Source organism: Nostoc sp. C110 (assembly GCF_043099725.1).
Classification (GTDB): domain Bacteria; phylum Cyanobacteriota; class Cyanobacteriia; order Cyanobacteriales; family Nostocaceae; genus Nostoc; species Nostoc muscorum_A.
In genome coordinates, this window is sequence record NZ_CP171148.1 from 1,203,342 (window position 1) to 1,220,002 (window position 16,661).

The window sequence follows — 16,661 nt, forward strand, 5'->3', positions numbered from 1 at the left end:
AATTTTTTTAGGGAACATCTGCTATGTCTTTTACCATCAAGTCGGCTCAAAGTATTTTTCCCGGCACGCTAGTTGCTGACGTTGTTCCAACTGTTGTCGAATCATTCTCTCAACTCAATGCTGAAGATCAACTAGCATTACTCTGGTTTGCTTATACCGAGATGGGTAGAAGTATTACGGTTGCCGCTCCTGGAGCAGCTAACATGGTACTCGCACAAGGCTTACTTGAACAAATTAAGCAGATGCCTTTCGAGGCTCAAACACGAGTCATGTATGATTTAGCTAACCGTGCTGACACTCCCCTCTGCCGTTCTTATGCATCTTTCACTGTAAACATCAAGTTGGGCTTTTGGTATCAGTTAGGAGAATGGATGGCTCAGGGAATCGTTGCTCCTATTCCAGAAGGCTACAAGCTTTCTCCCAAGGCTGCTGATGTGTTAGAAGCAATCAGAAATGCTGATTCAGGTCAACAAATCACAATTCTCCGCAATACCGTAGTCAGCATGGGATTTGACCCGAACGCTCCCGGTAGTTACAAAAAAGTCACAGAACCTGTTGCTCCACCCACAGCACCAGCATTTCGAACTAAAGTCACCATTGAGGGTATCAACAACCCTACAGTGCTTGGCTATATCAACAACATGAATGCCAATGACTTTGATGCTGCTGTTGCTCTGTTTACCTCTGAAGGTGGTTTGCAACCTCCCTTTGAAAGACCGATTATTGGTCAAGATGCAATCCGCGCTTATATGCGTGAAGAATGCCAGGGATTAAAAATGATACCAGAGCGTGGTATATCCGAGCCAGTAGAAGATGGCTATACCCAAGTTAAAGTCACCGGCAAAGTCCAAACCCCTTGGTTCGGCGCAAGTGTGGGAATGAATATTGCATGGCGATTTTTACTCGATCCTCAAGGCAAAATTTTCTTCGTAGCGATTGACTTGCTTGCTTCTCCTAAAGAACTGCTGAACCTAGTACGTAAGTAAAAGCTAGATTAGTCTCTGCTTAAGCGTGGATGAGCGAAAGAGCAAGCCACCTCACCACGCTTAAGTATTGGAAAGCAACCAGTCTCATCGGCAATATTGTAAAAGATTGTTAAATAATTTTAATCTTGGTGCGAAGTTTTAAAAGTCTCTTAATAAGAAATATTTTCAGAAATTATTGATTAGATACTGTAATTTTCAGGTGAGAAATGAAAATTTGGAAGGCAGGCTGTATGGATGCTAATGAACTTCTCAACCGCTATTGTGCAGGAGAAAGAAATTTCACTCAAGTAAGCCTGCACTTAGTTAACCTCAGCGAGGTGTGTTTAGCTGGAATCAACTTGAATCGATCTAACTTGGCTAACGCGACTTTATCACAGACCAACCTGCGCGGAGCAAACTTAATTGAAGCAAATTTGAGTGCGGCGACCTTATGGAGAACCGATCTAAGTGGCGCAAATCTGATATTAGCAAACCTCAAGACTGCTAATCTGATTCGGGCAACTCTTAGGAAGGTGGACTTGCATAAGGCTTCACTTATAAAAGCAGACCTGCGTTTAGCAGACTTGCATGATGCTGACCTCAGTAGTGCAAACTTAGCTGGAGCAGACTTGAGCTATGCTAACCTCAGTGGTGTCAACTTGGCTGGAGCAAATCTCAGTGGTGCAAACCTGACTGGCACAAAGTTGAGCAACACAGACCTGAGTCATGCCAGTCTCACCAAAGCTATTTTGTGTAAAACGGATTTAATTGACGTTGATTTCACCGAAGTAGACCTGACTGGGGTTAATCTACACCACTGCTTATTTAACGGAGTCACGCTACCTGAACGAAGCTTAATTGAAGCGGGTTGAGTGTTGCTGTCGTCTAATTAAAAATTTAAAACCAGTTTTTAATTTTTAATTCTAATTTGGGATTTTGGGAAAGAGCGATCGCCAAATACCTGTAATATTTAGTTCTAGAGCCAAAACTGGCGATCGCCTTCGACTGTACCTGGAGCAATTCCTTGTAAGCGCCGATAAGCTATTTTATCAGAACCGTATAATGGGACAGGTAAGCGAGGTTCTTTCAACGCCCCGTGATGTAGCAATGTCAATTTAAGTGTAGCTTCTATTAAACTTTCAATTGATACTTGCTGTTCGTGTTCAGGATCAGGAATAACCTTTAAACGCAGAGGATAAGGTAAACCCATTTTCTCAGACTTAACCTCAGTAGTGACTAAAATTACTTCATACGGCGATAAGCGAAGAGCTAATCCCTTAGTTGGTGCTGTCACTACAGACTGCTGAAATTTATATAGTCGTGGAATCTGAGATTTTACACACTCTACCAGAATAAACTTTGAACCAATAACTTTTGCTCTTTCTCTTAAATTCTTTATTTCATCACCACAAAAACGTCCATCACGGTAAATTAGTACAGTTTTTTGTCTTAATTCAGCAGATGGTAGAAATCTTTCTAGTGTTCGTTTATCAATTGTTTCACCCTCAGTTAAAGCATCTTCCAGTCGGTAACGAATAAACTCCCCTCGCTTGTCATAGAGGCGTACACTCGCACAGACATTTCTACTTCCGATTCCTTTCTTTTTAGACATTCTGGAAACATCAAAGCCGATAAAATAATCAGCAATTTCTAAAGGTTCAGCTAAAATAAAGGGTAAGTTTCCTAACTTTGCAAGAATTCCTGGAATTACCTGATGAAGGATATTCCCATAATTGCTGGTATTTTTTAATGTATCTTCATAAATTACTTGACTAGCAATTTCACGCCGGAGTAAGCGTGAAGAAATAAAAGAATAAAAGCTACCATCATCACTATTATCAGCCTGACGATCGCTCTGAGGTAGAAATGTCAAAACAATGTCAGTAGGAATCGCCATTAATTCATTAATAGCTTCTTTAAATTTTTTTCTATCTTCAGGAACTGCCATTAGTTTATCAACAGCTTCTTCAACTTTTTCTCTATCTTCAGGCACACTTGAACTACTTACTGATACACTAACTCGATGAACAATTATGCTTTCAAATCCATAGCGTTTTAGACGTTCCTGAACTTCTCTGATAAAAGGATCTACCTTCAAATCGCAAAGCTTCAAAGCTGTGATGCGAATCGGTGTTGCTTTATCTTCATATTGAGCTTGACGACGATAAACGCCTCCTTGTGATAGTCCTTTAAGGACATCTCCTCTCCTACTTATAAAATTTTTACCAGATTTATCCTTTCCAAATAGAAGTTGAGTATCTTCAAGCTTAAATTTTAGTGGCAAGAATAATTCAGAACAATTGCCGCCTTTTCTACTGTTAATAGAGTTTTCGGATAACACAAATCCATAAAGACTTAGAGCTAGTGCAGCTTCTTTTTTGTATGAAGCCAAACTATTTTGTCGTTCTTGATAAGGAATCTTAGCTTCTTTGAGTAAATCCCCATAATTTACATCAAATCGTTTGGCAGTATCCTCTGTGATACAGGGAATAAGAGCGGCCATTGCATAAGGATAACGTTTTTTATTCTTACCAAATTGCACAAGTACAACAGGTTGATCTCTTGGTGCTTCACGAATAGCTATTTCACTAGTTGATCCAGGCTTGTAGTTGAGTAATTCTTCTTCACGCTCACCAATAGTTCCTTCAATATCTACAATAATAGCTGAACTATTCTTTTCAATATCTCGAACATTTAAACCAATTAATAAATCTCTTGGATTTTGTCTATAAGGATGATTCTCGTAAAAATCAGACAATTTTCCTTTAAATACAAAAGAACTACGAACAGTTATAGCAATAGCTGGGTGTGAAATATTTTTAATTTCAATTGCTTCTGCCCAAAATTTTGCTTCTCGTCTAACCTCAACTTTGTTAAATGGAATACTAAAATATGAAAATGGTCGTCTAATTTTTAATATTCTTATAGCTAGTTCAGAAAGTATATCAGCAGATATCTGTGGTTGGCTTACCCATTGGATTGAATAATAGCGATCGCCAATATCTTTTTTCAATTCCTCTTGAATTTCTGTTAAAGCTTTTCGCCATTCATCTAAACTTGGCATTGCTTGATCGGGTTTAGCTAAAACCCAGAAATTACCATCTGCAAAAATGGAGATAATATCAGGAAATTTCTGACTAAACCGCCAACTTAAGCGATTTCCTATTTCAGTATCTAGTCTCGGAGTCAGTCGAAAGCAGATTAAGTTAGCTTGAGGAATATTGAGTAAAAATATTTCTGCCAAAAATATTGGGGATATATTGGTTTTTGAGGGAGATTGAAGCACACCAGCAGTCATGTAGAAACCTCTGATATAGTAAATTCACAAATTGAGTTAAAAGGACAGTAGCGACAACTTACACCCGGATTTTGGGGAAATATTTGACTGAAATCAGCAGAATTTTTACGGTAGCGTCTCAAATCTTCTTGATGTCGTTGAGCTATTAGAGCAAGTTCTATCTGAAAAGCCTTAAGAGTGTTGGGTGTTGCACTGATAGGTTCTGACCAGTTACCATTTTCTAAGTTATAAAAAGACGCTACTGCTTTTTGCTGGGGGTATAAATAACTAGTAGCTAGTAAATAAATATACCCTTGTCGCCGATCAAAATCAGAGTGGCCAGTTTTGAAATCTAAAATGTGCAAAGTATCATCTTCTTCGGCAAAAATGCAGTCTATCGCAGCATAGAAGTTAAAAGACTGATTACCCTGCTTAATCAAAATTGGTTCTGGAAAACCCTCATCACCTCGGCTAAGTTGAATAATTTTCTTTTCAGCAAGAATTGGATTTTGCTGGTAGCTTGTGAGTATCTGAAGTACTCGCTGCTGAACTAAATCTGATTCTTTCCGCAATTCCAGAATCTCTATCATTTGTTCTACAGCGTCTTCTTGATGTAACATCGGGGAGTTTTCATGAAATTCATAAACCCCCCTTTGTGCTAGTAATCCAATTCGTTGGGGAGTGCTATCACTTGCCAAGATTGCTGCAACCGCAGGTTCTCGCGATCGCGCTTTTGTAAAACCTCGTTTCATGTCACAGTGCAAGTGTTCTTTCCCTATGGGTGGAGAATACTGCAACCATAGGTTGTAACTGGCATATTGTAGCCAATTTTGGCTCATTGATGTCAAATCCCAGAATTTAGCAGAGAAAAAATTTTACTTAGTCAGGATTTCGTAGATTGCTCTATATACATCAATCTCGGTGGCGATTTCCAAGGTATGTAACCCTTCTAGCATCTGTTCCGCAGGCTTTCTGAGTTGTGGATTGCGGCTTGATTTTTGAATTTCTTCAAGCAGAACTGGTAAAGGCCTACCAACAGAAAAACACAATTGTTCAGAGTTCAACGATTGTTTATTCATACTTTTGCTCAGGTGTAACGAAATATAACTCAACGAACATCAGTACAGCCGCCTGAATTGCCATATAATTTCAACAGGGTAAGATATCAGTTGTTCAGTGTTGAACTATATTATTCAACTTGTATAATTTTGTCAACTGCTTAAATATATTTAGGAGACGTGTTGAATTTTATTTTCAACACTGATATTATCGTATCTATGAGTGATTCAAAAGCTAAAAATTTTGGGTAACTTATAGCCCAGCACTCCTGAAAAGCTTTTTAAAATAAGGCTTTTAGTCTACTATGACTCAAACCGATACAAGGTTTATTATTATGTATGCTTCAGGAAATGCGTTAGGCAGTTGAATGCGATTATGGATAAACAAGAGAGTCAGAGTTTTGGCAGGTGTATTTGGCAAGCTCGTAGAAAAAAGGGATTGAGTCAGCGTGAGCTAGCGATAAAGGTAGGCGTAGACTACACGTATTTGTCCAAACTAGAAAACGACCATGTTGAGCCAAGCGAGAAAGTGATCCGCTCCTTAGCAGAACATCTGAGTTTGAATGCAGAGGAGCTAATCTACCTAGCTGGACGTATGACTCAACGTGACTCGGATGCTTTTGAAGAATTGGTTAAGGCGAACTACAAGGAAATGCCAGCTTTATTCCGTCGAATGCGGGAAAGTCCGGGTATTGATTCATTGGTAAAGGCACGAGATGAGCAAATTGTAAGATTACAAAAAGAAAATGCTGAACTTAGAGAAAAGGTAGCAAAACTCCAGAAAAGTCTTAACTTGGTTAAGCCGTATCGCTTCTATTCTAAAGATGAAATTGAGAACATAGCTAATGATGTTTTAAGACGTATGCAACTTTTACCTCAATATACCCTTAAATTTCCTATGGATGCTGCTAGGGTATGTGACTTTCTAAATTTGAATATTTGTTATGCACAAATATCTCCTGATGATCGGGGCTTGATCATAGCTATGATTTTACCTTTAGAACGTACAATTTTGATAAATGAAGATATTCCAGAAGTTCTAGGAGCTTTCGCAGAATCGACAATTGCCCACGAAATAGGGCATTGGTTACTTCATGTTAACCAAAATGAAACTGAAATTTTATCAGAAGAAATAGAGATAAATCCTGGCATTCAAGAAACTAATCATTCATTCTTATGTCGTAGTGCTAGTGAGCCACTTGATAAATATACTGCTAGTAGTCAGCTTGATAAAATAGAATGGCAAGCCCAGTATTTTGCTAGTTGTCTGCTAATGCCTCGTCATATATTGCTAGAAAAACGAAAAGGGCGTGATTTAGCTAATTGGAAACATCTTTATGTAATCAAAGATGAACTTGGTGTCACAATATCTAATCTTTTGAATCGTTTGCAAGACCTTGGGTGGATTTACATACCTAAAGGCTCTAAGCAAATCTATGTTGGAAAAGTTGAAACTGACTTTTAGTTAGCAAATAATAGAACGCTTATGAATCAACAAGGTGAGGATTAAAAATGAAAATATTTAAACAATATCAATATTATAGTAAAGAACAAATTGAGTCTAAAGCTAATGAAGTTTTAAGAATTATGGAGGTAAATAATTACCCTCCAAAGTGGCCTTTTGAGGCTAGTCGTGCTGCTGATGCTTTGGGAATAATGATTGACTGGCAAAGCATACCTCCTGATACTCAAGGGTCAATAGTAGCTAAAATTCTCCCATTGCAGAGAAAGATTGTACTCAATGAATTAATTCCTAAGCTAAGTGGAGGATTTGTAGAATCTACAATAGCTCATGAAATTGGACACTGGATACTCCATGTCAATCAAGATGAAGCTGATGGGCTGACAGAACAGTTAGAATTAAATCTAGGACTAGAAGATGTCACAAGATATTTTTTGTGCCGCACAGTAGACACTAAAACTAGCCAGATAAATATGAATAGCCAGTTAGAGAATATTGAATGGCAAGCTCAGTTTTTTGCTAGTTGTCTGTTAATGCCTCTCCACATTCTAGAAACTACAAGGAAAGGACGTGATTTAACTAACTGGAAACATCTTTATGCTATTCAAGAGGAACTTGGTGTAACAATATCTAATCTTATCTATCGCCTCCAAAGCCTTGGCTGGATTTCTATTCCCAAGGGTTCTAAGCAAATCTATCTGGGTAAAGCTGCACCGAATGGGCAGACAAATTTATTTGATAGGTAAAGTACGATCGCACTTCATTATCTCATCATGCGATCGCACCCCACACAACCCCACACAGCACTAAACTAGAAAGTAAGATGCTCAGGATAGCTTATGAATGCTGTTACAACCACTTTACCTTCTACACTCAAGTTGAAAATCGACTTAACTGATGAGCAATTTTTCGATATGTGTCAGAAAAACCGCGATTATCGATTTGAGCGTACAGCATCAGGGGAATTATTAATTATGCCACCTACAGGTAGTGATACTGGCAACCGTAATTTTGATATGGTTGTTGAATTAGGAATCTGGAATAAACAGACTAAATTAGGCAAAGGTTTTGACTCTTCAACTGGTTTCACCTTACCTAATGGTTCAGAACGTTCTCCTGATCTTTCTTGGGTAAAAATTGAGCGGTGGAATACTTTAACCCTAGAACAACAAGAAAAATTTGCCCCAATTTGTCCTGATTTTGTAGTAGAGTTGCGTTCTCGTACTGATTCGTTGAAAGACTTACAGGAGAAAATGCAAGAATATATTGAAAATGGCACTCAATTAGGCTGGTTAATTGACCGGAAAAACAAGCGAGTAGAAATTTATCGTCCAGGTAAAGATGTAGAGATATTAGACAATCCTGCTAGTTTATCAGGAGAAAATATCTTACCTGGATTTGTGTTAAATTTACAGCAAATTATGTAGTCTTATCGATTAGGATACACATAACGCATTTCAAAGCGACTTTGTTCCCAAAGTGGTAGCAAAGCCTGTTTAGCAGCATTTAATTGAGCTTGCGAAAAAGATATTTTCCCATTTTCTATAATCCAAATAAATATCCGAGTTATTAAATCTGCTTTTAAACTATTCTCGTATTCACAATTATTTATTCTTGCTACTTGCTTATCCAAGCAATCAATAGCATATTTAAAAGTCAAGTTTTTCCAGTCTGTGCGATCGTTATAAATTTCTTCTTGCGTATTTTTCCACTCGATCCTACGCAAATTTCCTATAATATAGTCTATGCCTGTTATAGAAGAGTCAGTGTTACGTACCAAATTTGTATAGGCTTGGTAATATGGTTTCAACAGAGAGGAAGCAATATTTTCTACATATATATTTAGCCAAGATTGGATGTCGTGAAGATAAGGTGCTAAATCTCGGATATTATCAATTTCTTGAATCAGCGCACGACCATTTGTATAATTTGTTATTTTTGCTATAAATTCAGCTTCAGATATTTGAGACTTTTGTGAGTAATAGTTAATAACTTTTGGAATATATTTCTCTAATAACCACTGTTTAGTATATTTAGCCGTCCAGTTTCCCCAAGAACCAATATCTTGCTGCCATGAGTTACATTCATTTGTATCAATAGATTGTAAGTTAACATCATTTAGTTCATAAATTACGTTAACTTGATGATTGTTAGGTAATGAAGATAAATTTATATCAGTTTGGTGGGAAATAAATGTATGATCGTGAATTCCTCTACTCACTCGAATTGACATACCTTTTGTATGAAACAAATGCCATTCTGATTTACCTTTGATATAATCAAACTCATTAGCGAACTGCTGCATTAGATTCCATAATTCTTGTCTTACAGAAAATAGGATAAAACCTCTATTTCCTGAAAAGTTTACAAATTTAAAATCCCATGCTTCTAAAATGTTTTCAAATTGAATTAGTAAATCTTTATATTCTTGACAAACTCCATCAATACATAAACATAAGTCTGCTGCTTCTATATCTGATAAAATTAGAGTTGTTTGACCTAAATAAACCTCAAAAGTATTTTTATCTAACTGTTTAAAAAACCGACGACATCCCCATTCTGGCTGGGTGTGCAGTCCAGTCATTAATTGACCTAAAATATCTTGATGATTTAAGTAAATTTTTAGACCTCTTAAAATAATGCTGCTGAACTCTATTTCACAATTACCCTCTCCAAAAGCTTTGGGTAAATTACATGCGATCCCTACTTTCCTTTTCACAACAACTAAGCGATAGCCTTTTCTTGTAGTGGAAGGCTCAAAATCACATTTTTCCAAAATATCCTGTAAATCTGGATGTTGGTTTAAAAATCTCTCTATTAATTTATATTTAGTATTTAATAAACTGCTTGTTATTTTTTTGTCGATATTCTTAACTAATTCAAAATTTAGTTTTTTGTAAAAGTCTGAGGCAATATAATTATTTTTTATAATATCTATATTTAGATCAAAAACAGATTCTTCTTGATAGTAATGTGAGCTTTTAAAAACTTTTATTTCATATCCGTTAGTAATTATAAAAAACAGTGCATTAAAACGATCTCTATAAATTTTAGTTTGTTGAAAAACATCATTTAATTTAGTTTCATCTGGGGCTATTGTCTTAATAACAACAAGTGAGTTATTTATATTTTGTTGATTAATACCATCTGTTGGATAATAAACCTGAAAAATTCCGGTATTTCTGTGAGAATTTCCTGATTTAGATGTTATTAAAGGGTATTCACGACGACATTTCTCTGGATAACAGAGATAGTGAAACATTGGTAAAATAAACTTTTCTTTAACATCATCTTCATTTTGTAAAATCCGATGATCAAAACCTTGTATCCATGTAATAAATATTTTAATTGGCTCTGGAATAGTCATCAGATAATCTACCTGCTAATATAAACTTGCTATACCTTATTTTGTTTATATAATTAGCAATTTATCAATTCAGGTGGAATAGTATCGTGATTTTGAATACTATAATGACACCCTTCATCTTGATATAAAGGATTGAGCGGATAGAATAAGACTGTTGGCGAATTAATGTAATTAATTTCAGTGCGTTTAAACACACTTTAGCAATTAGCCCGCAATGTATTGCAAACTGCGAAAGCAACACTTTCACCAAGGTTTTAGGGCTGGTGATTGTAACCCATCGTGAATTGACCAACAGCCTTATAAAATAGAGCCTCTGACACGCTGACGCGTAGCTTGCTTCTCCGCAGGAGTACGCTACTACACAAAATAAATCCGCAGACGACAGGGCTAGGACTAATGAAAAACCACTAATTAAGCAAAGGCAAAAATTGGCGAATTAACCCAATTGTGACTGCCGGCAATTCCAACTGTGGTGTTAACCCCACATCTTCCAACTCTTGAAAAAATCGGATTGCTTGGGGATTAATTTCGGCAAGGCGGCGACCAATTGCAGGCCCTGTAAATTCTGACTTTTGTCCCCAAATAATGGCGGTGGGAGTTGTTAATTCTTGAATGTAAAGGGATAAATCAAAGCATAAATCGCCACGAACAAAGGATAGTGCTGCATATTCAGCATTAGGCTGCTGGGCGGATTGCAAATAAGCATCTACAATTTCTTGGTACACTCGATTAGACTTAGCAAATTGCCGTTGCTCTAAGAAACTGCGAATACCCCCACTGGTGGCTACCCCTGTGCTGTAAATTAAACGGTCAACAACAGGAACACTGATTAACTGAGCAAAAAAACTACGTGAGTAGTCTTCGCCAAAGTCGGAAAGTCCGGCGGGGGTAGTGAGAATTAAAGCCTTGAATAAATCAGGATGAGCTGCTGCTACTCGGATTGTAAATGCTGCGGTCAAAGAAGAAGCGATCGCAGTTACAGGGCCAGTACAAGTCTGCTGTATAAACTCCCGAATCGTGGTCAAATAATCCTCAATATTATAATTCCGTGCCGGATGCTCAGACCGACCCCAACCGATCAAATCGGGTGCAATGACCCGATATTCGGCGGCAAAAGCCGGATAAACCTTCGACCACTCATAAGCAGAAGATCCACCACCAAAGCCATGCAAGAACACCAAAGTTTCCCGATCATCTCTAGCAATTACATTATTCTGCCAAGGCGCTCCATCAGCAGAATAATACACCATTCTACCTAGTGAGGTATTTATAGAGCGTTGGTCAAATCCTTGTGGTTGAAACATAAGTATTTTTTGTTGACTATAGTCATTCGTTGGCACAAGTGAAAGTAGTGATGCGGGTACACGCAGAGAGGATTTTGATCCTGCCTTTGCGTACTCATATCCTTTAGTTACACTGGATGCTTACGTGTTTAGTTCAAACTTCCACTCATTGTTATTATCAGCGAATCAATTGCTCTAAGACTTCTCACCACCGTCAGATTAAGCAGATGTAAAATTACTGGATTACTTGTAAAGATTTGGTGATTTTTTTCACAATAAAAAGGAAATTAACCTTGAAATTACTGTCTTACAAGGTTTTTTATGGTAGCGACTATCACTAAAGTCTGAATCCAGCATAAGTTTTTATGGTAATCTATCAAAAAACTAATAAATAATTTTGAGCGTTAAAAACAGTTGAAACGCTTATTTTAATAGGCTATTTATTCTACTTCTATATGTAAGATAAATTGCTTTTGATGTATAACTAATCTGATTATTATCTAAGTAATGGTAAGGCGGGATGTCATGGTAAAGCAGGCTACTCTTCAATCAAATAAACTACCAACGATTGAAGACGCTGAATTTGCGCTTGACAAGTTTAATATACAAAATGAAATTAAAGCTTCAGCTTGCAGGGATCAGGTTGAGTCAGCCATTGATGCTGCCAGAATTAGTGTACCTACTTGTATATTTTTAGACTTAGAAGACTTAAAGTGTTTTGAACCAGTAGAGCGCCAGTATGAACGCTGGGGAGTAATTTTTCACAATTCTCTAGCAATACAACCATCAAATCCAGCATTTCCAACCTATTCAGGGCTAACAGTTTTAATGGGAGCGCCCAAAAGTGGATTTGTAGAAGCTACTTTCTTGCGTCCGGTTAACTCGGTTAGTGCCTTTGTCACTAGTTCTCAACGGCTAGTACTTTCTGCTTACGATCGCGATCGCCAACTGCTCGGTCAAACTGCACTACCAGGCTCTAATCTTGCCAATTCAGACTCAGCAATTTTCCCCAATACCTTATTATCTATAAATGTGAATAACATCTATAGCGTTACCTTCTGTGCTTTTGATGGTCAATTCACCATTGACAATTTTCATTTTTGCCTTTAAAAAGCCTTTATGCCCTTGCTCTGAGCCATCTAAAATGGTATCTTTATTTCCGCCGTGCTGTACTAGTCTACTATCCGTCGATGCAAAGCAGGCATCTTGTGGTTTGGGTCTTCACCTTTTCTTCATTCCCTAGTAAAACTTATACAATAGGTAATTTCGTAATCAAGTAGGTAAACACTGTGGCACAGGCTTCGTCTTCTTGGCAGCAATTGATCAACCAGATCCCCAACTGGAGCTGGTCGCATCCATTGTTCAAGACAAAAGGAGCTACAAAGCAGCAAACATTTCAGCGTTTCTCTGGGCCTGGAGGCTTTTTTGGGTTCCTGACAATCGTCGTTGCTATGTTGTTGTGGAACTGGATGCTGCTATTGGCTCTCTTAATGGGCATTGGGGTAATGGTATTGGTTTACTCAATGCAGAAGTGGGACTGGCAATTGCACTGGTCTAAGATACGTAAGTTCTTAAACAGTTCAAATCGTCGATTAGTCTTAGCGGTCATTAGTGGTGGTCTTGCTACTGTCAGCACTTATATGGCCGCTGCAATTTGGGTTGACTCTCACAGTTCCTGGATTGCAGCCGGTGCTATTATCCAAGGCGTGGGAACCCTGTTAACTTTGATTTTATTAGTCTGGCAAATTGTCAACTTCTATGAAAATCGAGAAGAAGACTACCTTGATCGGTTGTTGGTCAACTTAACAGACAAAGATCCATTGAAACGGTTGATTGCCTTACGTCAACTAACTAAATTCATCAGCCGTCAGCGAGTTGATTCTTCAGTGCAGCAAGATGTTGCCGAATGCTTGCAACTCTTACTCAGTCGAGAGGAAGAAGTTGCAATCCGAGAGGCAGCTTTTAAGAGTTTACAAGCTTGCGATCGCATCCGACCGACCGGAGGCGATCGCCTACAAGTGCTACCCCCCAAAACAGAAGCACCTTTTGTACCCGTATCAGCAAAAGTCAAACACCACGTTTATTAGTTATTGGTCATTTGTCCTTTGTCCCTTGTCCTCTGTCCTTCGCAAATGACCAATGACCAATGACCAATGACCAATGACCAATGACCAATGACCAATGACCAATAACAAATAACTATTTTCGAGACAACTGTCCATTAATAACTTGCACTACCGAATGATTGCACCGCCGTACCAATTGTTCATCATGGGTGGTAACAATTACCGTAGCTCCAAAGGAATTTAACTTCTGGAGAATCTGGATTACTTGCCAGGAATTATCAGGATCGAGATTCCCAGTAGGCTCGTCTGCTAACAGTAGTGGTGGTGTACCAACGATCGCACGAGCAATACTCACCCGTTGTTGCTCTCCCCCAGATAGTTGATCTGGGAAGCAATCAGCTTTACTCAGTAAACCCACCAGCTTTAAAGTTGGTTCTAAACGTCGTTGAATTTCTTTACGGGTATACCCTTGAGCTTGCAGCACAAAAGTCACATTTTCTGCTACTGTTCGTTGGCTAATCAGTTTGTAGTCTTGAAACACAATGCCAATCCGTCGCCGAAATAATGACAAGCGATCGCCCCGTAAACCCGCTATATTACACTCATCAACAATTACTTCTCCCTGTGTAGGCAACTCCTGGCCATACAACAGTTTCAAGAGCGTTGATTTACCAGAACCACTTGGCCCAGTGATAAACAGAAATTCTCCCTTTTTTACCTCAAGGTTCGCATTCAATAAGGCGTGAGTGCCGTTAGCATAAGTCTTGCTTACAGATTGCAATGTCACCTTTGCAGTAGTATTACTACCATGCTGTTGAGTTGCAGAGTCCTCTCTCTGAACGAATTTATCTGTTTTAACTTGAGTTGTTAATACTGGCATTGTTAAATTTTCCTCATAACCACAACTAAACAATTTGCCGACTTAGATGTGACATTGCCTATCAAAATAAGGATTCCCAGGTTTTGCTTGGGAATTTAAAATTCAACAAAGAAAATTTAAAATTTTTTGAAGACTTCAGTATTAACTAAGTAACAACACAGACTAAACGCCCCGCTACTGCTAGCAAAACTCTTAACCAAGTAAGTTTGTAGAAAGAAACAAAGTTATGTTAAGCAAAGTTCTTACTAATGACCAATGACCAATGACAAAGGACAAATGACAGTCCTTGCCACTTAGCTTTAATTGCGCCAACCGACTTAACTAATTGCATCTTTCGCTGTCAAACGATAAATAAAAGCCTTTACAGCAAAAGCTGGCAAAGCCAACATTCGCCGCCAACGCCAAGGTTCTTGATACAGCCGATATAACCATTCCAAATTATTATTTGCTAACCAGGCGGGAGCGCGGGTTTTAGTTCCCGACCAAATATCAAAACTACCACCAACGCCAATCCAAATTGCTTGAGGACACAAATGGCGGTTTTCGGCAATCCATAACTCTTGACGTGGCACTCCCAAACCGACAAAAATCACTTGTGGCTGTAATTGAACAAGAGTTTGTTGCAATTGCGCTTCTTCTTCTGGGGAATGGTAGCCTGAGTGAGTGCCTACTATATTCAAATCTGGAATTTGCTGCTGCCAAAAATCTGCCGCAGTTGAGGCCACCCCAGGCGCTGCTCCATAAAAAAACACCTTTGCCCCTGTCTTCTTTTGTCCAAGTTCTTGCAAAAGTTTTTCTGCTAATTCAATTCCCGGAAAACGCTGCACTTTTTGCCATAATAATAACCGTAAATACAGAACAACTCCCGCCCCATCTGGAATAACTAGTTCAGCATTTTTAATTATCTGAGCGAGTAATTCATTCTGCTCTGCCTGCATAGTCATTTCTGCATTGAGCGTTACTACATGAATTCCTCTGCCTTGTTCTAGGCTTTCTAACAACCAGCCTGGATAGTTAGCCATCACATGAACTGGTATTCCCAATACTGAAAATGCTTGATTGCCTTTAGACATAGCCTATTCTTGAGTAACCCTCACGCCAGATTTACTTGAATGTTAAGTTTATCAAATTTTTTTATATTAGAACTTAGGCAGGAAAGATCCCAATACTTTTCGAATAAACCCAACAATCTCTCTTTTGGTCTGGGAAAAGGGTAAGGGGTAAAGGTAAATTTAAACCCTTTCCCTTTCCCCTTTCCCCCTTAACCGAAAAGTATTGGGAAAGATCCCCAGTGCCTTGGAACAATAGAAAGCTTGACATACTGCCCATTTTAAAAATTGGCTCTACAAGCCTGCGGTTTTGAAAGTGGGGATTTCTCAGAGCGCTTGTACTTGGGCTGGATCAGTGCAAACTTTATTGTGAAAGTGTAATATTAACCCAGTATAAAAAAGCTCAACTCGCAACTCTGGTTCCGGGAACAGAAGCTCCTACTATACTGCTTACAGTTAGTGTGGGAGTATGTCACGAAACTCGACTTTATGGTTAAGGTAGTGTAACGGGCTGAAGTTGGCTATGAGTAAAATTCGTATTGCTTTAATTGAAGATCATGACCTCACTCGCGTGGGTATTCGGACAGCGCTCATCCAAAAGGATGAAATTGAAGTTGTAGGTGAAGCTGCCAATGCTGCCGAGGGGTTAAAGATGTTAAAAATGGTACAACCTGATATTGCGATCGTAGATATTGGTTTACCAGATAAAGATGGTATTGAACTAACACGGGAGGTAAAATCTACTGCAAATGGGCAGCAGCTAGCCACAAAAGTGTTAATTTTGACGCTGCGGGATAACAAAGAAGCTGTGTTGGCGGCTTTTGCTGCTGGTGCAGACTCTTACTGTATGAAAGATATCAAATTTGATAATTTGCTGGAAGCAGTGAGAGTAACTTACAATGGCAACGCCTGGATCGATCCAGCGATCGCTCGAATTGTATTACAACAAGCACAACAAAATCCTCAAAAGTTGGAATCGGCTTTTGTAGATGCCAAGACTATTGCCTCTAACCCTGATTATGTCGAGAATCTGGAAGGAATTCAACCTTACACCCTGACAGAAAGGGAATTAGAAGTGCTACAGTTGATTGTCGAAGGTTGTAGTAATGCACTAATTGCGGAAAGACTTTACATCACTGTTGGGACTGTTAAAACTCACGTTCGCAATATTTTGAATAAGCTATGTGCCGATGACCGTACCCAAGCAGCAGTCCGCGCCCTGCGTTCTGGTTTAGTTGGGTAAAGGTAATTTTG

15 protein-coding genes are annotated in these 16,661 nt (G+C 38.6%); 8 read left to right on the top strand and 7 right to left on the bottom strand.

From position 1 onward, the window contains the following. The first annotated feature begins 23 nt into the window (after positions 1-23). Positions 24-986, top strand: a complete 963-nt coding sequence (locus tag ACFFRD_RS10820; RefSeq protein ID WP_179073085.1) for an orange carotenoid protein N-terminal domain-containing protein — start codon at positions 24-26, stop codon at positions 984-986. A 206-nt stretch (positions 987-1,192) separates the two neighbouring features. Beyond that, complete coding sequence (locus ACFFRD_RS10825) at positions 1,193-1,837, top strand: pentapeptide repeat-containing protein (RefSeq protein ID WP_392481454.1); 645 nt, start codon at positions 1,193-1,195, stop codon at positions 1,835-1,837. A gap of 104 nt (positions 1,838-1,941) precedes the next feature. Here ACFFRD_RS10825 and ACFFRD_RS10830 read toward each other — a convergent pair whose 3' ends face one another. The 3 genes from ACFFRD_RS10830 to ACFFRD_RS10840 all read right to left on the bottom strand — a co-directional run bounded on the left by ACFFRD_RS10830 (position 1,942) and on the right by ACFFRD_RS10840 (position 5,321). Continuing rightward, positions 1,942-4,029: a Piwi domain-containing protein gene (locus ACFFRD_RS10830; RefSeq protein ID WP_392481455.1), complete on the bottom strand. Its 2,088-nt coding sequence runs from the start codon at positions 4,027-4,029 to the stop codon at positions 1,942-1,944. A gap of 230 nt (positions 4,030-4,259) precedes the next feature. Then, on the bottom strand, positions 4,260-5,081 hold the full coding sequence (locus ACFFRD_RS10835; protein WP_392481456.1) for a PD-(D/E)XK nuclease family protein: 822 nt from the start codon (positions 5,079-5,081) through the stop codon (positions 4,260-4,262). 36 nt (positions 5,082-5,117) lie between these two features. Next, on the bottom strand, positions 5,118-5,321 hold the full coding sequence (locus ACFFRD_RS10840) for a hypothetical protein (RefSeq protein ID WP_392481457.1): 204 nt from the start codon (positions 5,319-5,321) through the stop codon (positions 5,118-5,120). A 355-nt stretch (positions 5,322-5,676) separates the two neighbouring features. Between ACFFRD_RS10840 and ACFFRD_RS10845 the strand changes: the two genes are divergently transcribed. The 3 genes from ACFFRD_RS10845 (at position 5,677) to ACFFRD_RS10855 (ending at position 8,189) form a co-directional block, all read left to right on the top strand. Then, positions 5,677-6,765, top strand: coding sequence for a helix-turn-helix domain-containing protein (locus tag ACFFRD_RS10845; protein WP_392481459.1), 1,089 nt, complete (start codon positions 5,677-5,679; stop codon positions 6,763-6,765). 47 nt (positions 6,766-6,812) lie between these two features. Beyond that, on the top strand, positions 6,813-7,508 hold the full coding sequence (locus tag ACFFRD_RS10850) for an ImmA/IrrE family metallo-endopeptidase (RefSeq protein WP_392481460.1): 696 nt from the start codon (positions 6,813-6,815) through the stop codon (positions 7,506-7,508). Between the two features lie 93 nt (positions 7,509-7,601). After that, positions 7,602-8,189, top strand: a complete 588-nt coding sequence (locus ACFFRD_RS10855) for a Uma2 family endonuclease (RefSeq protein ID WP_392481462.1) — start codon at positions 7,602-7,604, stop codon at positions 8,187-8,189. 2 nt (positions 8,190-8,191) lie between these two features. Here the strand turns inward: ACFFRD_RS10855 and ACFFRD_RS10860 are convergent, their stop codons facing one another. After that, positions 8,192-10,129, bottom strand: a complete 1,938-nt coding sequence (locus tag ACFFRD_RS10860; RefSeq protein WP_392481463.1) for a hypothetical protein — start codon at positions 10,127-10,129, stop codon at positions 8,192-8,194. Between the two features lie 407 nt (positions 10,130-10,536). Then, entirely contained in the window at positions 10,537-11,433 is an 897-nt protein-coding gene (locus tag ACFFRD_RS10865; protein ID WP_392481464.1) for an alpha/beta fold hydrolase, read from the bottom strand. Between the two features lie 504 nt (positions 11,434-11,937). Here ACFFRD_RS10865 and ACFFRD_RS10870 point away from each other — a divergent pair. Beyond that, positions 11,938-12,522: a hypothetical protein gene (locus tag ACFFRD_RS10870; RefSeq protein WP_179073080.1), complete on the top strand. Its 585-nt coding sequence runs from the start codon at positions 11,938-11,940 to the stop codon at positions 12,520-12,522. A gap of 179 nt (positions 12,523-12,701) precedes the next feature. Beyond that, positions 12,702-13,499: an armadillo-type fold-containing protein gene (locus tag ACFFRD_RS10875; RefSeq protein WP_392481466.1), complete on the top strand. Its 798-nt coding sequence runs from the start codon at positions 12,702-12,704 to the stop codon at positions 13,497-13,499. Between the two features lie 112 nt (positions 13,500-13,611). On the opposite strand, the gene ftsE is transcribed toward ACFFRD_RS10875, so the two are convergent. Both ftsE and ACFFRD_RS10885 read right to left on the bottom strand, forming a co-directional pair. Beyond that, positions 13,612-14,358: a cell division ATP-binding protein FtsE gene (ftsE, locus tag ACFFRD_RS10880; protein ID WP_392481467.1), complete on the bottom strand. Its 747-nt coding sequence runs from the start codon at positions 14,356-14,358 to the stop codon at positions 13,612-13,614. Positions 14,359-14,675: 317 nt separating this feature from the next. After that, on the bottom strand, positions 14,676-15,431 hold the full coding sequence (locus ACFFRD_RS10885) for a WecB/TagA/CpsF family glycosyltransferase (protein ID WP_392481469.1): 756 nt from the start codon (positions 15,429-15,431) through the stop codon (positions 14,676-14,678). Positions 15,432-15,930: 499 nt separating this feature from the next. On the opposite strand from ACFFRD_RS10885, the gene ACFFRD_RS10890 reads away from it, so the two are divergent. After that, positions 15,931-16,650 carry a response regulator transcription factor gene (locus ACFFRD_RS10890; protein WP_012411421.1) on the top strand — a complete coding sequence of 240 codons (720 nt, stop codon included), beginning with the start codon at positions 15,931-15,933 and terminating at the stop codon, positions 16,648-16,650. Positions 16,651-16,661: the final 11 nt, after the last annotated feature.